Annotated in this window: 11 protein-coding genes and 1 pseudogene; 8 read left to right on the top strand and 4 right to left on the bottom strand. The window is 48.7% G+C overall.

The genetic code is table 11. The features are described 5' to 3' along the window. Positions 1–40: 40 nt before the first annotated feature. From C0977_RS05225 to C0977_RS11130, 8 genes and pseudogenes are all read left to right on the top strand, one after another. On the top strand, positions 41–751 hold the full coding sequence (locus C0977_RS05225; protein WP_101912652.1) for a virulence protein: 711 nt from the start codon (positions 41–43) through the stop codon (positions 749–751). Continuing rightward, positions 735–956: a DUF4314 domain-containing protein gene (locus C0977_RS05220; RefSeq protein WP_023054439.1), complete on the top strand. Its 222-nt coding sequence runs from the start codon at positions 735–737 to the stop codon at positions 954–956. The genes C0977_RS05225 and C0977_RS05220 overlap by 17 nt, the downstream gene beginning before the upstream one ends. Further along, positions 956–1,132 (top strand): DUF5049 domain-containing protein, encoded by a 177-nt coding sequence (locus C0977_RS05215; protein ID WP_044503757.1) that lies wholly within the window; start codon positions 956–958, stop codon positions 1,130–1,132. Before C0977_RS05220 ends, C0977_RS05215 begins: the two co-directional genes overlap by 1 nt. 89 nt (positions 1,133–1,221) lie before the next feature. Further along, a complete protein-coding gene (locus C0977_RS05210) occupies positions 1,222–1,503 on the top strand; it encodes a hypothetical protein (protein WP_225723632.1) in 282 nt (93 codons plus the stop codon). Positions 1,504–1,582: 79 nt separating this feature from the next. Continuing rightward, entirely contained in the window at positions 1,583–3,232 is a 1,650-nt protein-coding gene (locus C0977_RS05205) for a terminase large subunit (RefSeq protein ID WP_353956563.1), read from the top strand. Positions 3,233–3,332: 100 nt separating this feature from the next. After that, complete coding sequence (locus tag C0977_RS05200; protein WP_234987578.1) at positions 3,333–4,394, top strand: Fic family protein; 1,062 nt, start codon at positions 3,333–3,335, stop codon at positions 4,392–4,394. Between the two features lie 977 nt (positions 4,395–5,371). Then, a pseudogene (locus tag C0977_RS11360) lies at positions 5,372–5,887 on the top strand (ESPR domain-containing protein); the annotation flags it as partial. A 33-nt stretch (positions 5,888–5,920) separates the two neighbouring features. Then, positions 5,921–14,251, top strand: a complete 8,331-nt coding sequence (locus C0977_RS11130; RefSeq protein ID WP_419177924.1) for an S-layer homology domain-containing protein — start codon at positions 5,921–5,923, stop codon at positions 14,249–14,251. A 1,820-nt stretch (positions 14,252–16,071) separates the two neighbouring features. On the opposite strand, the gene tnpA is transcribed toward C0977_RS11130, so the two are convergent. From tnpA to C0977_RS11355, 4 genes are all read right to left on the bottom strand, one after another. Beyond that, positions 16,072–16,530: an IS200/IS605 family transposase gene (gene tnpA / locus C0977_RS05160; RefSeq protein ID WP_023053558.1), complete on the bottom strand. Its 459-nt coding sequence runs from the start codon at positions 16,528–16,530 to the stop codon at positions 16,072–16,074. 185 nt (positions 16,531–16,715) lie between these two features. Beyond that, positions 16,716–17,408 (bottom strand): LrgB family protein, encoded by a 693-nt coding sequence (locus C0977_RS05155; RefSeq protein ID WP_101912650.1) that lies wholly within the window; start codon positions 17,406–17,408, stop codon positions 16,716–16,718. Further along, on the bottom strand, positions 17,401–17,763 hold the full coding sequence (locus C0977_RS05150) for a CidA/LrgA family protein (RefSeq protein ID WP_023053619.1): 363 nt from the start codon (positions 17,761–17,763) through the stop codon (positions 17,401–17,403). The genes C0977_RS05155 and C0977_RS05150 overlap by 8 nt, the downstream gene beginning before the upstream one ends. Continuing rightward, a complete protein-coding gene (locus C0977_RS11355) occupies positions 17,760–18,101 on the bottom strand; it encodes a cytidylate kinase-like family protein (protein WP_051356062.1) in 342 nt (113 codons plus the stop codon). Before C0977_RS11355 ends, C0977_RS05150 begins: the two co-directional genes overlap by 4 nt. Positions 18,102–18,350: the final 249 nt, after the last annotated feature.

Here is an 18,350-nt window from a genome sequence, read left to right as displayed (position 1 = left end):
GCAAGGCACAGAAAATCAAGCGAAAGCGGAGGTAAACGCAATGCAAGTAAAGTACAACGTCACAGGCGCACGGCGCAAGAAACTGGTCAAGGTCATCTCCGACACCACGGGAGCGAAGGCGGAATACAAATTCATGCCGACCTGCAATTACGAAATCGATTACCTTACGGTCACCAAGGACGGCACACTCGAATTTGACGATCGTGCCGACAGCGAGGAGGTCGAGCAGGTGATTGAAGCCATCGCCGCCGCAGGCTTCGACTGTGAGCCGCAGGATGGCGCGGATGCGGAGGTTGAGAAAGTATCCGAAGCCGAAGAAAATGCGCCACAGGGCGAAACAGGAGGCCTTACGGTGGAGATTTTGCTCGATAAGGTTTCGGTGGGCAACCTCACCAAGCTGTTGGATGCCAAGGGAACGCTCATCCGAAAGGCTCTCGGCATAGAGGACCTCCGAATCGAGGTCAAGGAGGACAGGGTTTCCTTCCCCTGGTTTGCGGAACTGCCGGACGCGGATTCGGTGAAGGCCTGCACGCATTTCATTGCCGCGCTCTGCGAGATGAGCAGAAATGCCAAGCGAGTGATCGCCACGGAAAAGGATGTGGACAACGAGAAGTACGCATTCCGCTGCTTCCTCCTGCGGCTGGGATTCATCGGTGCGGAGTACAAGGCCGAGCGGAAAATCCTGCTGAAGAACCTCACAGGGTCTTCGGCATTCAAGAACGGAGGCGCTGACCATGAGATTTCCGAATAAGGAAACGGTCGACCGCATCCGCAGGGAGTATCCTGCAGGAACACGGGTGGAACTGGTACGGATGGAGGATGTGCAGGCTCCGCCGATTGGAACCAAAGGCACGGTTATCGGCGTGGATGATATCGGCTCCATTATGGTTCGCTGGGATAACGGCTGCGGGCTATCCATCGCTTACGGCGAGGATTTATGCAGGAGGTGCGACTGATGGATATGAAAATAAGGAAGCAGATTCTTGCCGTGCGAGATACCGCGCTTACCAATATGTTTGATGTGAATGCTGTTCAGCGGATTGCTTATGAAATGGGTTTCTATGAACTGGTAAATTACCTTAAGGAAAACCGAAAGGAATACATCCGATTCATCCTCACCGGCGAGGAATAATTCTGCATATTTCTTTGAAAAACTACAGAAAAGACTTGCTGGTATATCCGTAGTGATATATGTACATGCCGAAAGAAACGGAGGATACGATGATGACAATCAACGAAGGAATGAGAAAATACAGGCTGTCGAATCCCACCACGCCGGAGGACATGGAATGCCGCCGAAGCAAGATGCTGAACTTCGGAGATAAGGTGCTGCTTGCCGGGTACTACTACAATGGGCAGAACAAGCCTTCCTATTTCGGAGCGGTTTACGAGTACCTCGAAGACGGCAGGAAGACTTGCGAAAGCACCATCGGACTGGCGGCGGTCAGCGAGGTCGAGTTTGAGGATGAAGGCCACGCAATCGCCTGGGCGATGCAGCAGTAAGACACAGAGAAAAAACAGCAAAAGGGACGGGCCGCAAGGCTCTGTCTCTCGTACAGACAGATTTTAGAAAGTCGCAGAGATGCGGCTGTTTTTATGCCATTTTCGGAAGGAGGAGACGCCGTTGGCAGTACGGAAACTGAAGAAATATAAGCCTACCAAGTTCATGGCGGATACCTCCCGCTATGACAAGAACCTCGCTGATTATGCCGTGATGTTCATCGAGCAGCTGTGCCATACCAAAGGCACATGGGCGGGAAAGCCCTTCGAGCTTATCGACTGGCAGGAGCAGATAATCCGCGACCTGTTCGGTGTGATAAAGAAAAACGGCTACAGGCAGTTCAGTACCGCATATATTGAGATTCCGAAAAAGCAAGGCAAGTCGGAACTTGCGGCGGCTGTGGCGCTCCTGCTCACCTGCGGCGATGGCGAGGAACGAGCCGAGGTCTACGGTTGCGCCGCGGACAGGAACCAGGCAAAGATTGTTTTCGATGTCGCTGTGGATATGGTGCGGTTCTGTCCTGCGCTTTCCAAGCGCGTGAAGATACTCGCATCGCAGAAACGGCTCGAATATCTGCCCACGCACAGCTTTTACCAGGTGCTTTCGGCGGATGTGGCGAACAAGCACGGCTTTAATACCCACGGCGTTATCTTCGATGAACTGCATACCCAGCCGAACAGAAAGCTGTTTGACGTCATGACCAAGGGCTCCGGCGATGCGAGGATGCAGCCGCTGTTCTTCCTCATTACCACGGCAGGCAATGATACGCATTCCATCTGCTATGAACAGCATGAGAAGGCTCTCGACATCATGAGCGGAAGGAAAATCGATTCGACCTTCTATCCTGTTATCTATGGTGCGGACGAGTCGGAGGACTGGACTGATCCCGCCGTGTGGAAAAAGGCAAATCCCTCGCTCGGTATCACGGTTGGCATTGACAAGGTAAAAGCCGCCTGCGACTCCGCAAAGCAGAATCCCGGCGAGGAGAACGCTTTCAGGCAGCTGCGTCTTAACCAGTGGGTGAAACAATCCGTCAGATGGATGCCGATGGACAGGTGGGATGCCTGTTCCTTCGCTGTGAGCGAGGACGATCTGGAAGGGCGAATCTGTTACGGCGGGCTTGACCTTTCAAGTACCACGGACATCACGGCGTTTGTGCTGGTATTCCCTCCGCAGGATGAGGAGGACAAATACAGTATCCTGCCGTACTTCTGGGTGCCGGAGGATACTCTTGACCTTCGGGTAAAGCGCGATCATGTTCCCTACGACCTGTGGGAGCGTCAGGGCTTGCTTATGACCACGGAGGGAAATGTTGTTCATTACGGCTTTATTGAGAAATTTATCGAAGAGCTTGGCACAAGGTTTAATATACGGGAGATTGCCTTTGACCGCTGGGGCGCGGTGCAGATGGTGCAGAACCTCGAGGGAATGGGCTTTACCGTTGTTCCATTTGGACAAGGGTTCAAGGATATGAGTCCTCCAACCAAAGAATTCATGAAGCTTACATTGGAAGGACGCATCGCCCACGGCGGACACCCTGTCCTTCGGTGGAATATGGACAACATCTTCATCCGCACCGACCCGGCTGGGAATATTAAAGCCGATAAGGAAAAATCCACGGAAAAGATTGACGGGGCAATTGCGACCATCATGGCTCTTGACCGCGCAATACGCTGCGGAAATGACAATACTGCCTCGGTCTACGACAGCCGCGGTATTTTATTCATATGACCTCTACATATTTGACCTTAAATGGAAAGAAATATTAAGGGTTTATTCCCTTAATATCTTGATTTTTACCTTATAATATACTAAAATTTAAGGGTAAAAGATGGGAGGTAAGGAAATGAGAGTGTTCAACTACTCATTGATTCGGGATAAAAAGTGGGATTCCGATCTGCTGGGGCTTATCGCCGCCATATACAAAGAGGCCGGAAAACAGGAGATGTATCTGAAGCAGAGACCGGAGGAACTTGAGAAATTGGTGGAGATAGCCAAGGTGCAGAGTACCGAGGCATCAAATGCCATCGAAGGGATTGTTACCACGAACACACGCATCAGGCAGCTTGTTGAAGAGAAAACAATACCAAGGAACCGGGATGAGCAGGAAATCGCAGGTTACAGGGATGTGCTTGGTATCATTCACGAGAGCTTTGATGCAATCCCTATTACACAGAACTATATTCTTCAACTGCACAAAATCCTCTATAGCCACATGAATAATCCCGTGGCAGGAAGGACGAAAACAGTACAGAACTATATCAGTGCGACTTATCCGGACGGGCATAGGGAAACGCTCTTTACTCCGGTTGCGCCTTTCGAGACGCCGGCTGCGCTGGACAAGCTGTGCGAGGAATACAACCGTGTTATCGGGAATATGGAACTTGAACCGCTGATTGCGATTCCTGTTTTTATACACGATTTTCTTTGTATCCATCCGTTTAATGACGGAAACGGGCGTATGAGCAGATTGCTTACAACGCTCCTTTTATACAGAAGCGGATTCTATGTCGGAAAATATATTTCTTTGGAAGCGAAGATCGCTAAGAATAAGGATTTATATTATGATGCGCTGTCTGCGTCACAGGATGGTTGGCATGAGGGAGCAGATGATCCTGTCCCGTTTATCAAATACCTTCTTGGAACGATCCTTGCGGCCTACAGGGATTTTGAGGACCGTTTCTCCCTTGTGGAAATCAAACGATCCGCACTGGATATAGTGCGGCTTGCAGCGCAAAACAAGATAGGTCGTTTTACCAAACAGGATATTCGGGAACTTTGTCCGTCTCTCAGCGTCAGTTCCGTAGAGGGAGCGCTGCGCAAGCTGGTGGCTTCCGGCGAACTGAGACGCAAGGGAAGCGGCAAAAGCACCTGCTACTACAGAATAAAGTAGCATTCCCTTAAGAAGAATAACTTTCCCTTAATATTATGGACATTTTAAGGGAGAGGAAATCGATATAAGAGAAAGCATCTGCCTGATTACACAGGCAGGTGCTTTTTTCATGCGTCAAACAGGAAGGAGCGTGATGAGATATGGGAATATTCAGTGGGTTATTTCGGTCAAGGGATAAGCCTGCCGACAGCACGGCCGGATCGAGATACGCCTTTTACATGGGCGGAAGCAGCGCAGGGAAACTTGTGACGGAGCGGAGCGACGCTGTAAAAGTGAGTGAGACGCTTTGCCTTGGCTAAAGTGTCAACCGACAGGTTGACGAAAGGGGTAGGTTGGAGCAAAAACGAAAGAACGTTTTTTACAGAACGGCACTAAATACCTGCCTGTCATTCTTGAACGGTGGTAAAAATCGGTATGATTGTAATGTAACAAAAGGAAATGACTCAGAGTGAAGAATCCAGGCAGGAAATGCAGGTGTTAACTATGCGATTTCGATTATCCTATGCCGGATTCTTCGCTACTCATAATAATCTTTTTTTATGTTTCTTTTCTTCATGTATGCTTGATACCGCTCAAGAATGACGGCAGGGGCAAGTGTGAGTAAAACCGAAAAATATGGAAATGACTCACACAAAAAACTACACTGCTTTTCGGATACAACAAACAACCGAGAAAGAATTCATTATATTATATAAGTAAAAATAAAAATAAGAAAAAAGAAATTTGAAATTTTTATTTCCTTTCTCCATGGCACTCTTCCGAAAACCTCGTGTTAACTGAGAAAACGATGTTACATTTCCTGTGCTTTTTCATACTTCTTACCGGATATCTGTCATGCATGATTAAAAATAATACTATAGTTATATAGAAAATATTTGATATACGTTGACATGTGGCTTATAATGATAATACAACAATAGCGTCGATATTTTTTGGGGGGGCAGCTTTTAGCTGCGATTCTCTTTTTAGGAGGAAATATGAATAAAATTTATAAGTTAATTTGGAGTAAGACGAAAAACTGCTGGGTCGTTGCATCCGAGCTGGCGAAAGGACACGGGAATAATAAGTCACGTGTTAAAAACAGCCTGCTTGCCGTCTTTGTCATGACTGCGCTTTTGGCAGGAGGCGTGGCAGATGTACAGGCGCTGACACAACAGGAAAAAGAGGAAATCAAGAACGAAGTCGCCCTAGATTTGCTTGATAAGATTGCACACGGTGGAGAAATTCCCGGTGCGAAAGCGGAGTACGGGCCCACGAACTTTCCTGATGCGATTGCTAATCGTATTTTCTACTATAATGATGTTTCGAGTAAAATCGGTGAGAAACTTAAGAAGGACGGACTTACGCTTCGGTATTTTGCCGTACGTCCGGACTATATTGAACCGTCCCGTGACTATCTGGAACGCTATGCCAAATCAGACTGGACCAACGTCAATAACGACGGGGCTTTCGGTGCGCACTCCATGGCACTCGGCTACCGTGCATTCGCGGAAGCCAAGCATGGCGTTGCCATCGGTCGCTCTGCTTTGGCGGGAGGATCCAAGGATAAGGACGGTTATCACGGTGACGGTGGCGTCGCTATCGGTAACCATGCCTGGGCGCTGGGCGACAAGTCGGTTTCCGTCGGGAACGACGCACGTGCCGTTCATAAAGGTATTGCCATCGGGATTCAAGCTGAAGCCGGCTTGGACGAAGATGATAACACGACGGATTGGTCTACAGCTCCTGGCTTTACCCCAAAATCAGGTAAGTCGATTCAATATGACCCGAAAACAAAATTACCCTACGTAACCAGTGACATCACACAAAAGTTCGGTGCGATTGCCATCGGTACGGATGCCAAAGCACATGGCCGTCACTCCACCGCCATCGGTACGGGTGCGAAGGCGAAGGCACACTATGCCTCGAGTTTCGGATTCGGCTCGGAAGCATCGGCGATGGATTCCGTTGCCTTCGGTAATAACGCAACTGCTAAAGGACTCGGTGCGATTGCCATCGGCAGTGACCACGAATCTTCGAGCGGCGGGGCGCAGGCATACAGCGGTGATACGATTGCCATCGGTCGCAGCGCAATGGCCGGCAATGAAAATGATACGGCAACGGTGTATAATACCGTCGCTATCGGACGGGAAGCCAGAGCGTACGGCAAAAACTCGATCGCATTGGGCGGAACTGCCAATGTGGGTGATGTCTGGCAAAAACAATTAGCTGAAGGCGGTACGGCAATCGGGAGCAGCGCCAATGCGGCCTTGGAAAACGCAACGGCTCTCGGATATAAGTCGATAGCCTATGCGAAGGACGCGGTGACCCTCGGCGCGAACACCAGAGCGGATATCGATGGCGGCGTGGCGTTGGGCAGTGAATCCAACGTAGGATCTTATAGCTCTCCGAGTTACGGCAAAGCCGGTAAAGTCGGTTATGATCCGTTGGGCGCCGGCGCGGACGAAACTTCCACGTGGAAAGCCACAAAAGCGGCCGTTTCTGTCGGTAATCAGCAAAAGGATATTACCCGACAAATTATCAATGTCGCTGCCGGTACGGACAACACCGACGCGGTCAACACCGACGCGGTCAACGTGGCGCAGCTGAAAGCTCTCCAGAGCAAAGCATGGAAAGACCTTGTTGCGTCGGAAAATAAGCTGGGAGCGAGAATCGCTACCAATACCACAAGTATTACCAATCTTTCCGGGAGGGTACGCACAAACGAGGGAGACATCGGGCGTCTTAAGACGGATGTAAGTACAAATGATTCAAGAATCAGATACTTATATAATAATATGCCTTTCTTGCACTACGTTTCTGTAAAAAGTGAAGGCATGGCGCCTAATGAAGGCAACTACAAAAATGATGGCGCCAGCAAACGGGGTGCGATTGCTATCGGTGCTCATACATCATCAGATGGCGATGGTGCCGTTGCTTTAGGTGCTCATTCATTTGTCAGAGGACAGGGTAGCGTCATCGTCGGTGAAAATTCGGACAATTATACCGGTGGATTAAAGGCCAAAGAAGGACAGTTTGATCAAAGCATTATTCTCGGATCAGATAACACTATATTTGCTCAAAGTGCGGAAAATGGTGGTCGGGAAGATAAAGTTATCGGGAACATGAACAGAGTCGAGGAGTCTCACGGTACGTTTGTCCGTGGTACGGGCAACTTTGTGTATGACGCGTATAATAACGAAGCGCTGACCGATGAAGATAAGCAAAAAGAGCAGGATTTCCTTGATCCTATAGACGGTGGCGACCCGACCGGCCTTTTCCAGAAGGGAAGAAGCCATGTGAGCGTCGAAGGTGACGGGAACTTGGTGTCAGGCGCTCTCTATACGCAAGTTTCCGGCGTAGGCAACGAAATTTCCAATTCGCAACCTGACGAGAATGGGCCAAGCACTCCGAGAGTAACCTATAACATCGTTACAGGCAACAGAAACACCGTTGTCGATTCCAGTCATAACCTGATACTGGGCGACAACCACGAGTTGGAAAACGTCAATGGAAATATCATTATCGGCTCGCTGACAACGAAAGCGAAAACCGAAAAATCGAACGTCACCATCCTCGGCAATGACGCCAACGTCAGCGAGGACGGCGGCGTGGCTTTGGGTACCGGTTCCGTAGCAAGTACCGCTGCGGGTATTGCCGGCTATGATCCTCTCACGGGAGAAGCCTCCGCAAAGACGACATCGACATGGAAATCAGGAAACGGCGCAATATCCGTAGGCACGTCAGATAAGACAAGACAAATCACCAACCTTGCCGCAGGTATACAGGACACCGACGCGGTGAACGTTGCGCAGCTGAAGGCCTTGAATACCAAAGTAGACAACTTGCCTTCCATTCACTATTTCTCCGTCAAAGCAGATGACAGTAAAAAACCTGCCGACACCAACTGGAATAATGACGGCGCGACAGGAAATAAGGCCATTGCGATCGGCCAAAAAGCAAAAAGTGAGGGTTATGCTGCAGTAGCCATGGGTGCAAGCGCTCACACAGGCGCGAACGCGCATTATTCACTTGCTCTGGGCATGAAGAGTGACGCTGCGGGATTTGCCAATATAGCGCTCGGCAATGAAGCTAAGGCGCAAGCCGCAATGTACGCTACCGCGATCGGGCAGGAGGCCGCTGTAACCAAGAATCAAGGCATTGCGATTGGCACGACTGCGAAAACGGATGCGGAAAACGGAATCAGTTTCGGTACGCAGGCAAAATCGTTGGCGAACCGCGGAATTGCAGTAGGAACGAACAGCACGGTAGATGAAACGGGTGGTCGCGGAATAGCCATCGGTGATGGCGCCTATGTCGGCGCCAAAACGCAGGGTCATCTGGGTACGGGCATGTCGAATCCGGGGGATGCATGGAACCCGAGCGAACCGTATTTGCCGGTCGCTGATGATACAGTAGCGGGTCCGGGAAAACTGGCACGCGAAAACTCGATGGCGATCGGTATGAAAGCGAGTGCTTTCGGATTCCAAACGACGGCATTGGGAGCAGGTGCGGAAGCACATGACACCAATACGACAGCGGTCGGTGCCGCGGCGGTTGCCAAAGGGAATTACAGCACGGCACTGGGCAAACAGGCGCGTACATTTGAAAAAGAATCGACCTCGGTCGGTCATTGGGCGGACTCCCGCGCGGAATTCGCAACGGCTCTCGGCGCGAATACCATCGTGTACAAAAAAGGCGGCGTAGCGCTGGGATTCGGCGCGCGTGCTTATGATGAAAACAGTGTTGCCATCGGCAGCAACTCTTTCGCGAAAGAAGCGATTGACGGAAAAGCATACCTCAGCGATGAAGAAGTGAAAGCCGCAGCGGGTATCGTCTCGGTCGGCAATCCGGCGTACAAAGTAGGGGATAAGGACGTCGCAGCGAACTATCGCCGTATTGTCAATGTGGCAGGCGGTATCCACGACAATGACGCCGTAAACGTACTCCAGCTGAAAGCAGCGAGAACCACAGTCAAAGCAGGCGACTATGTAACTGTTACGGAAGGCAAAGAACAGAACGTAGACGGAACCGTATACACCGTCAAAGGACCGACACTCTCCGTAGACGGCGGCAACCTGACTGTGGCAGATGACGAAGAAACAATAACAGGCACAACGGATAAGAGAAAAATAGGCTACAAGCTCAGCTTGAATAAAGAACTCACAGGTCTTACCAGTGTAAGCAGTACTACGTTCAAAGCAGGTGATAACGTCACACTCGGAGGAACGGGACTGACCATTACAAACGGTCCGTCTGTAACCGCTACAGGCATTGATGCAGGCAGTAAGAAAATTACCAACGTGGCAGCCGGTACAGAAGACGGCGATGCGGTTAACTTCAAACAGTTGAGTGACGTCAAGACTATCGCAACAACCAACCAAACGAATATCACTAAATTGCAAAATGGTTTCACCGTGAAAGACGGCGGAACGGGTTCGGCGAATGTTACACTCGGCGGAGATACGAAGCAGGAGGTTACCTTCAAAGCTGCCGTAGACAAAACAACGGAAGCAACGGAGAACGGCTCCTCGCTGACCTCAACTGTCGGTACGGACAGAAACGTCACTTACAAGCTGAACATGAACCAGCTGAAAAAAGACCTCGGCATTACCGAAGGCCCTGGTGGCGTCATGAGTTCTTGGAAGCTGAAAGTAAAGGGCGAAACAACACCGCAGGACATCAAAAACGGTAATGAAGTTACCTTTGACGCTTCCGGCGACGGGATCACCGTAACGAGAGAAAACTCGACCATTAAGTACAGTATCAACGGAAGCAAGCTCGATATCACAAATAACCAGTCGATTACCAAATTGGGTGATCGTATTGACAAGTTGCCTTCCATTCACTATTTCTCAGTAAACTCTGAGGACAGCGCAAATCCTGCCGGAACGAACTGGAGTAACGACGGAGCGACGGGGACAGATGCGGTTGCTATCGGTAAAAACGCCGCAGCATCGGGTAAATCCGCTTTCGCGACGGGATGGAAATCAAAGGCGGCCGGATATTCTGATATAGCGATCGGCAGAGAAGCGGAAGCGACCGGCGGCTGGGGCGTAGCCATCGGACAGGCAGCGAAAGCGCAGGCTTCGACCGCTGTCGCCATGGCGTATGGTGCAAATGCAAAGGGAAGTAACTCTTTAGCTATCGGTGTGCAATCGGAAGCCAAAACGGATGACTCTAGTGCTTACGGGCGCGGAGCCAAAGCGCTGGGCGAAGTCGCTCTCGCTGTCGGGACACTGACCAAGGCAGAGGGAAATCATTCTTCCGTATTTGGATACAAAGCGACGACGGACAGCACCGCATGGAACGGTACGGCGATCGGCAGAGGAGCCTATATCGGCAAACAGGCGGCAGACGGAACCACGCCGGACACCGGTGTTTCGAATAACTACTACACGCCTGTGGATGATGACACGGTTGTGGAAGCCGGTAAGGAAACGAAGAACTCAACAGCTGTCGGATTTGGAGCGAAGTCCTTCGGATATCAGAATACCGCCGTCGGGGCAGGTGCGGAAGCCTTTGATACGAATACAGTGGCTGTCGGTGTCTTGTCCAAAGCCATCGGTCACTATGCCAATGCATTGGGCAAACAGGCCAGAGCGGAAGGAAAGAACTCTACCGCCATCGGTCATTTCGCAAGGGCGCTTGGTGAAAGCTCCATGGCCTTGGGCGATTACGCGATTACATCGACACTGGACGGCACAGGAAAAGTCAATCAATCGGTAGCACTCGGCTCGCATGCCCGTGTCGCTGCTGACAACTCCCTTGCTTTGGGCAATAACTCTCTTGCCAACATTGCCGATGATGTAAAAACAGAAGCTTACTTATCCAAGGAAGCTTTCAAGAAAGAAAACGGTGTAGTATCTGTCGGCAATTCTGAATATACGATTGGTGATGAAAAGATTAAGCAGAACTACCGCCGCATTACCAATGTTGCAGGCGGTGCGGAAGACAATGATGCTGTGAACGTCGCACAGCTGAAAGCGTTGGAAGGCAAAGTCACGACCAACAAGGAAGACATCACGACCATCAAAAAAGGCTGGACGCTGAAAGACGCCAATACAGGAACAAAAACCGTGAAAGCCGAAGATACCGTTAAAGTCACGGGTGATGACTATATCACGGCGACCGTGGACAATGACGGCCTGAAGCTCGGCATGAGCGAAACCAAGCTGAATGACCAAATCAATAAGCAGATAAATACCAACTCGACTGTGACAGGCAAGATGAACTCTTGGGTTCTGAAGGCTGCTTCAGACAAAGACGCGGAAAAAGCCGGAAAAACGATTAACAATACGGATAATGACGTTACTTTTGACGTAGAAACGGGTCAGGGACTTACCGTAGCGAGAAACGGCGCGACTATCAAGTATGGTGTAAATAACACTCAACTGGTGAAAAATATCAATGACGGAGATACGGCAGTCACCAATATTTCCGCGAAATTCTCGATTAGCGGTGCAGACGCTACGACTAAAAAGGATTTGACCTTAAGCAAAACATCGACGCCGAATATCCAATTCCTCGGTACAGCCGGTGAAACCACCGTGACCGTAGGCGGCAACGATACTGCTCCGACCGTTACCGTAGGCTTGGATGCAAAGTTCAAGAAACAGGTAACGGATAACACGACAAACATCGGTAAGAATACCGAAGCTATCGGTAAGAACACCGAAAACATCGACAAGAACACGAAAGCTATTGCCGCTAAGATGACCTCGTGGAAGCTGAAAGCGGGCGGCGTTGATGGAGAAGCGGAAATTAAAGACGGTAATGAGGTTACCTTTGATGTAGCAGTAAAAGATAAGGGACTGACCGTTACAAGAGACGGCTCGACCATTAAATACGGTATCGACGGAAAACAGATTGATATTTCCCAAAATGAAACTGTTACCGATCTTAAGACGGAAATCAAAAATAGCAAGACAACCGTAGAAGCAGGTGACTATGTAACCGTTACGAAAAAAACGGAAGATGGAAAGGGAACGACCTACACCGTCAACGGCCCGAAACTCACCGTAGTTGATGGAGAGAAAAACCTGACTGTTACCGACGATACGGATAAGGATGGCAAGAAGGTAGGCTACAAACTCGAACTGAACAAAGAGCTCACAGGCCTTACCAGCGTAAGCAGCGACACGTTCAAAGCAGGTAATGACGTAACGCTCGACAAAACCGGTCTTAAGATTACAGGCGGTCCGTCTGTCACCACCGGCGGTATCAACGCGGGCAAGAAGAAAATCACCAACGTGGCAGATGGCGACGTATCTGAAAACAGTACCGACGCGGTGAACGGCGGACAGTTGTACAAACTGCAACAAACTGTCGCTGGAAGCAAAGTCACTGTAGAAGCGGCAGAAAACAGCCAGATTACCGTTACCTCTGAAACACAAGCGGACAAGTCTACAAAATATGTGGTAGACATCGCGAAAGACGGGACCATTGGCGGAGATAAAGATGAAAATCTCGTTACCGGAAAAACCGTTAAGGACTATGTCGATGCGAATCAGGTAACCGTCACAGATGACGGAAAAAGCGGCGTCAAAGTTGAAAAAATTGTAGAAGACGGAAAGCCGGTCAACTACAAGGTAAGTCTCGGCGACAAAATCAAAGCAGGTGATGTCACTGTTGATGGCACGAAAGGCAAGGGACAAATCACAGGACTCTCCAATACGACATGGGATGCTGACAAATATGTCTCCGGCCGCGCAGCGACAGAAGATCAGTTGAAAGCGGTATCGCAAAATGCGGCAGAAGCGGCGAAAAAGCATACTACTGTGGTAGCAGGTGACTATGTCACTGTCAGCGAAGGCACGAATGCCAATGGCGGTAAAGAATACACCGTAACCGGTCCGAAAGTCGAGGCGGCGCAAGGAGAAACCAACCTTGTTGTCGGTGACATCATGGACGGTAACAAAAAAGTCGGTTACAATCTCAAACTGAACAAAGAACTGACAGGTCTGACCAGAGTAAGCAGTGCCACTTTCAAAGCAGGCAATGACGTAACGATCAACAACGACGGTCTTACCATCAAAGACGGCCCGTCCGTCAAAAAAGACGGCATTGACGCCGGCGGTAAGGTAATCGCCAACGTGGCAGACGGCAAAGCCGATACCGACGCGGTGAACGTAAGACAGCTCAATGCCATTGCGAACGCGGGCAATCAGAATCTGGCCATTCTCGGCGGCAAAGTGAGTGAACTGGACGGACGTGTGAACCGAGTCGGCGCGGGTGCAGCTGCGCTTGCCGCTCTCCATCCGCTGGACTTTGATCCGGATGACAAATGGGACTTCGCGGCCGGCTACGGCAATTACAGCGGCGCGAACGCTGTTGCTATCGGCGCGTACTATCGTCCGAATGAAGACACCATGTTCAGCGTCGGCGGCTCGTTCGGCGGCGGTGAAAACATGGTGAACGCGGGCGTTTCCGTGAAACTCGGCCAGGGCAATAACGTCACGACCTCCAAGATCGCTATGGCGAAAGAGATCAAAGATCTCCGCTCGGAAGTCGAAGTATTGCGACAGGCGATTGTCGGCGTCGGTCAGGGACAGGAACTCGATCCGATGAAGATGAAACTCTTCCCGGACATCGAGAAAAACCACTGGGCCTATGAAGCGGTCGAAGAGCTCACGAAACAGGGCTTGCTCGAAGGTTACCCGGACGGCACCTTCCGAGGCGATCGCATGATGACCCGCTACGAATTCGCGCAGCTCGTTTACAGAGCCATGCAAAAAGGCCTTAACGTAAACGAAAAACTGATTCAGGAATTCGAACCGGAATTGGAACGTTTCCGTATCGATGTCATTTCCAAAGACAAAAACGGAAACCCGGTCATCGAAAGAGTCCGTGTCAACGAGAAGAGAAAAGCAAAATAAAACTTCATAAAAACGGCACAACCGAAGTAAAAAAGAAAACCCCGAGGGAAATAACTCCCCGGGGTTTTTTCATGCTGCATGAAAGAAAGCAAAATAATTCATATATGACGTTGAGGAAGAAAGAATTCAAAGTTTTTAAAATATATTACTTGATTATTGCCATAAAACAATAAAATGCAAACTGCAAGCCGTCCCCGGATGACGGGAAGCAAGCGAACCACTTTTCGAGGAGCGGAGCGACGCTGTAAAAGTGAGTGAGACGCTTTGCCTTGGCTAAGGTGGCGGCGAAGCCGTCGGAAGGGGCAAGTGTGAGCAGAAACGAAAAAAGCAGTTTTTGCAGAACGGTATTAACTACTTGCCCGTCATTCTTGAACGAAGTGAAGAATCCGGGCAGAGGTTGGAGATATTAAATGTGTTTTCCTGTACCCGCTGCCGGATTCTTCGCTAAGAGTCAGATGATGTTTTTTCTTTCATCATCATTCCAATTCTGTTCTCCGCTCAAGAATGACGGCAGGGGTGTTTTTGTTTTGCCATGATATTCTGATGCTAAATGAGTACATAAAGAAAAGTATACAAGACGCAAGCTGTCCCCGCTTGTCGGGGAAAGTGTCAGCGGAGCTGACGAAAGGGGCAAGTGTGAGTAGAAAAGAAAGAATGGAAATAAGTGTGAATGGAAACGGAAAAAGCGGTTGTCACAGAACGGTATTAATACTTGCCTGTCATTCTTGAACGAAGTGAAGAATCTGGGCAAAGAATACGGGTGTTATATACGCTTTTAATGATTATCCTATGCCGGATTCTTCGCTAAGAGTCAAATTATGTTTTTCCTTTGTCATCATTCCGATTTTGCTCGCCGCTCAAGAATGATGGCAGAGATGTTTTTGTTTGCCATGATATTCTGTTCTGTGTACGCACACATGCCCCTTTCGCCTCGCAAGGCTCGGCACTTCCCTCCGTGTTCGGGGGAAGCTGACGCTAAGGAAGAAAGAATTTATAGTTTTTAAATATATTACTTGATTGTTGCCATAAAACGATAAAATGCAGATCGCAAGCCGTCCCCGACTACGGGGAAGGTGGCGGCGTCAGCCGTCGGAAGGGGCGAGTGTGAGTAAATACGAAAGAATGGAAATAAGTGTGCAGAAACGAAAAATCGGTTGTCACAGAACGGTATTAAATACCTGCCTGTCATTCTTGAACGAAGTGAAGAATCTGGGCAAAGAATACGGGTGTTATATACGCTTTTAATGAGTAGCCTATGCCGGATTCTTACCGCTCCCGTTGGTCGGGTATGGCGTCTCATTGCATTTTCGCGTCGCTGCGCTCCTAAAAATACAATTCGCTTGCCATCGCTCCTAATTACCGTATTACCACCGCTCAAGAATGACGGCAGGGGTATTTTTGTTTTGCCATGATATTCTGATTCTAAATGAGTACATAAAGAAAAGAATAGGAAACGTAAGCCGTCCCCGGACACGGGGAAGGTGTCAACCGACAGGTTGACGGAAGGGGCAAGTATGAGTAAAAACAAAAGAATAGAAATAAGTGTGAGCAAAAACAAAAAATACTGAAATGACTCACACAAAAAAGCTGTCTCCGCGTGACGGGAAGCAAGCAAAAGCGGAAACATAAACGAGTTTTTTATCAAGCGGATGTGATCCGTATTATTTACTTCCTTATTTGCAATCAAAACCACCCGTATAACGGGTGGTTTGCACAAGGGCTATAAGCCCATATGAACAACCAGCGTCTAAAGGCGCTGGTTTTCGCTTTTCTCAAACCCTAGTGTTTTTGCCTCTTTGGCTTAGCCCTTAAAGGGCTTTTTATTTCCTTTTAAATGGATCTTCATATTCCTTTACACTTAACTTGTCTTTTACTATATCTTGTTTTTCTTGTTCTCTTATATATTTGGCTATTGTTGCCTCATTTAATCCTACTGTGCTCACATAATATCCTTCTGCCCAAAAATGTCTGTTGCCAAATTTATATTTCAAATTCGCATGCTTTTCAAACATCATCAATGCACTCTTTCCTTTTAAGTACCCCATAAAACTTGATATTGATAATTTCGGTGGTATACTTACTAGCATATGTACGTGATCAGGCATCAAATGTCCTTCGATAATTTCTACACCTTTGTATTTACATAATAGCTTTATTATTTCTCCTAAGCTTTTTCTATATTGATTATATATTATTTTTCGTCTATACTTTGGTGTAAAGACTATGTGATATTTACATAGCCATTTGGTATGTGATAATGAATTTGTCTTTTGTACCATAAATCACCTCTTTTGTTATTTTGGATTTGAGCACCTTTATTATATAAAGATGTGATTTTTGGTATAACCTTTTGTTTTCTACCCGCATAGCGGGTAGTTTTTTGTTTCGACAGTTTCACTGTCGAAACAGGCTAAAACCATAATAAAAAAGCGTACCTTTCGGGTACGCCTTTTCTTTTTATCTTTTAGAGGAACAGGGCAAAGAGGCTGGCGCCTATGACGGTCATGATACCGGATATGCAGATGGAAAGGGAGCTCATCGCGCCTTCTACGGGTCCTATTTCCATGGCTCTTGCCGTGCCCATGCCGTGGGCAGCCGTGCCGAGGGCAATCCCTTTGGCTACCGGGTGGGTGATATGTAAGTATTTCAGTATGTAGATACCGAAGATATTTCCCATAATCCCCGTGAAAATAATGGAGGCGACGGTGATGGAGGGGTATCCGCCCAGTTCTTGCGAGACGCCCATACCAATCGGTGTAGTAATGGCTTTGGGGAGCAGGGTGACATACGAGGCATGGTCAAACCCGAAAAGAAGGCAGAAAATGAATATGGAAATCAGACTGGAGAGTACGCCGGCAAGAATTCCGAAAAATATGGCTGCCATATTGTCTTTTAAGGTTTTCATCTGTTCGTAGAGGGGAACGGCAAGGCAGATGGTGGCAGGGGTGAGGAGATAATTGATGTAGTCCAGACTGTCTGTCATTTTTTCATAGTTATAGCCTGTAAGCTGTATGAATCCGATGATGATAATACCTGAGACGAGCAAGGGATTAAAGAGGGGGCTTTTGAATTTTTTTTGGAGGAACATACCGAGCCAGTAGGAGGCAATTCCGAGGAATACACCGAAATAGACGGATCCTTCGAGCAAATCAATCATGACGGGCCTCCTTTTTGCGGGTGAGAATAAATTGGGTGAAAAGTCCTGCACCGCCGATACCGATGATGAGGGTGAGGATATTGATGAGTATATAGGGAATAATCATGGATTTCATGTAGTCCCAGGCACCTAAAAGTCCGACCGTGGCAGGGAGAAAGAGAAAGGCCATGATGCTGATGAGAAGCATGGAGGTTTCTCTGATTTGTGCGACGTGGAGAATTTTGTAATGGAGCAGAGTGAAGAGAAGAATAATGCCGTAGATGCTGGCGGGAACGGGAAGCGGCAGGAAGTCATGGAGCATTTCCCCGAGAAAGGAAATAGTGATGATGATGCCGAATTGAATCAAGTATTTCATGGGCGGCTCCCGGGCAATACAGCAGAGATGTAGTCGATAATGAGGCGTGCGGTTTTTTCGTGACCGAGACGGAGTGCATCGATGCAGAGGTCATAGTTTTTGGCTTCGCCCCAATTTTCTCCGGTGTGGAATTTGTGGTAGTCTTTTCTGTTTTGGTCAGAGTGGAAAACGACATCTTCCGCTTCTTCTCTCGTGAGGTGCCAGAATTTCATTTTCATGGCAATCCGGCCTTCTTTACTTCCGCAGGTGAAAACGCGGACGCAGTCTTTGCGGTCACGGAAAATGTAGTTTCCGCAACGACCGATGATGACACAGTCCCGGCTGCCGATGAGGTTCATGAAAGCTTCGGTAGTGGGTTTGTTGATTTTGTCGGGATCGGCTCCCATCGAAAGGGCGAAAAGAAATCCGTTTGACGAAGCGCCGGACAGACTGGTTCTTCTTCCAAAAGGGAGAATGGCTTTTATAGAATTAAAGGCTCCCGGAAAAAAAACTAAGAACTTTACAGAAAAGACGAATGAAACAGTTATCAGCTTCAGGGTTTTCCCGCTATGTAGTTGATAACACGGCAATAATTCAAGATATTATTG

Source organism: Megasphaera vaginalis (ex Bordigoni et al. 2020), assembly GCF_900240295.1.
In the GTDB taxonomy this organism is placed as follows: Bacteria; Bacillota; Negativicutes; order Veillonellales; family Megasphaeraceae; genus Megasphaera; species Megasphaera vaginalis.
This window is presented reverse-complemented; position numbering and strand designations above follow the sequence as displayed.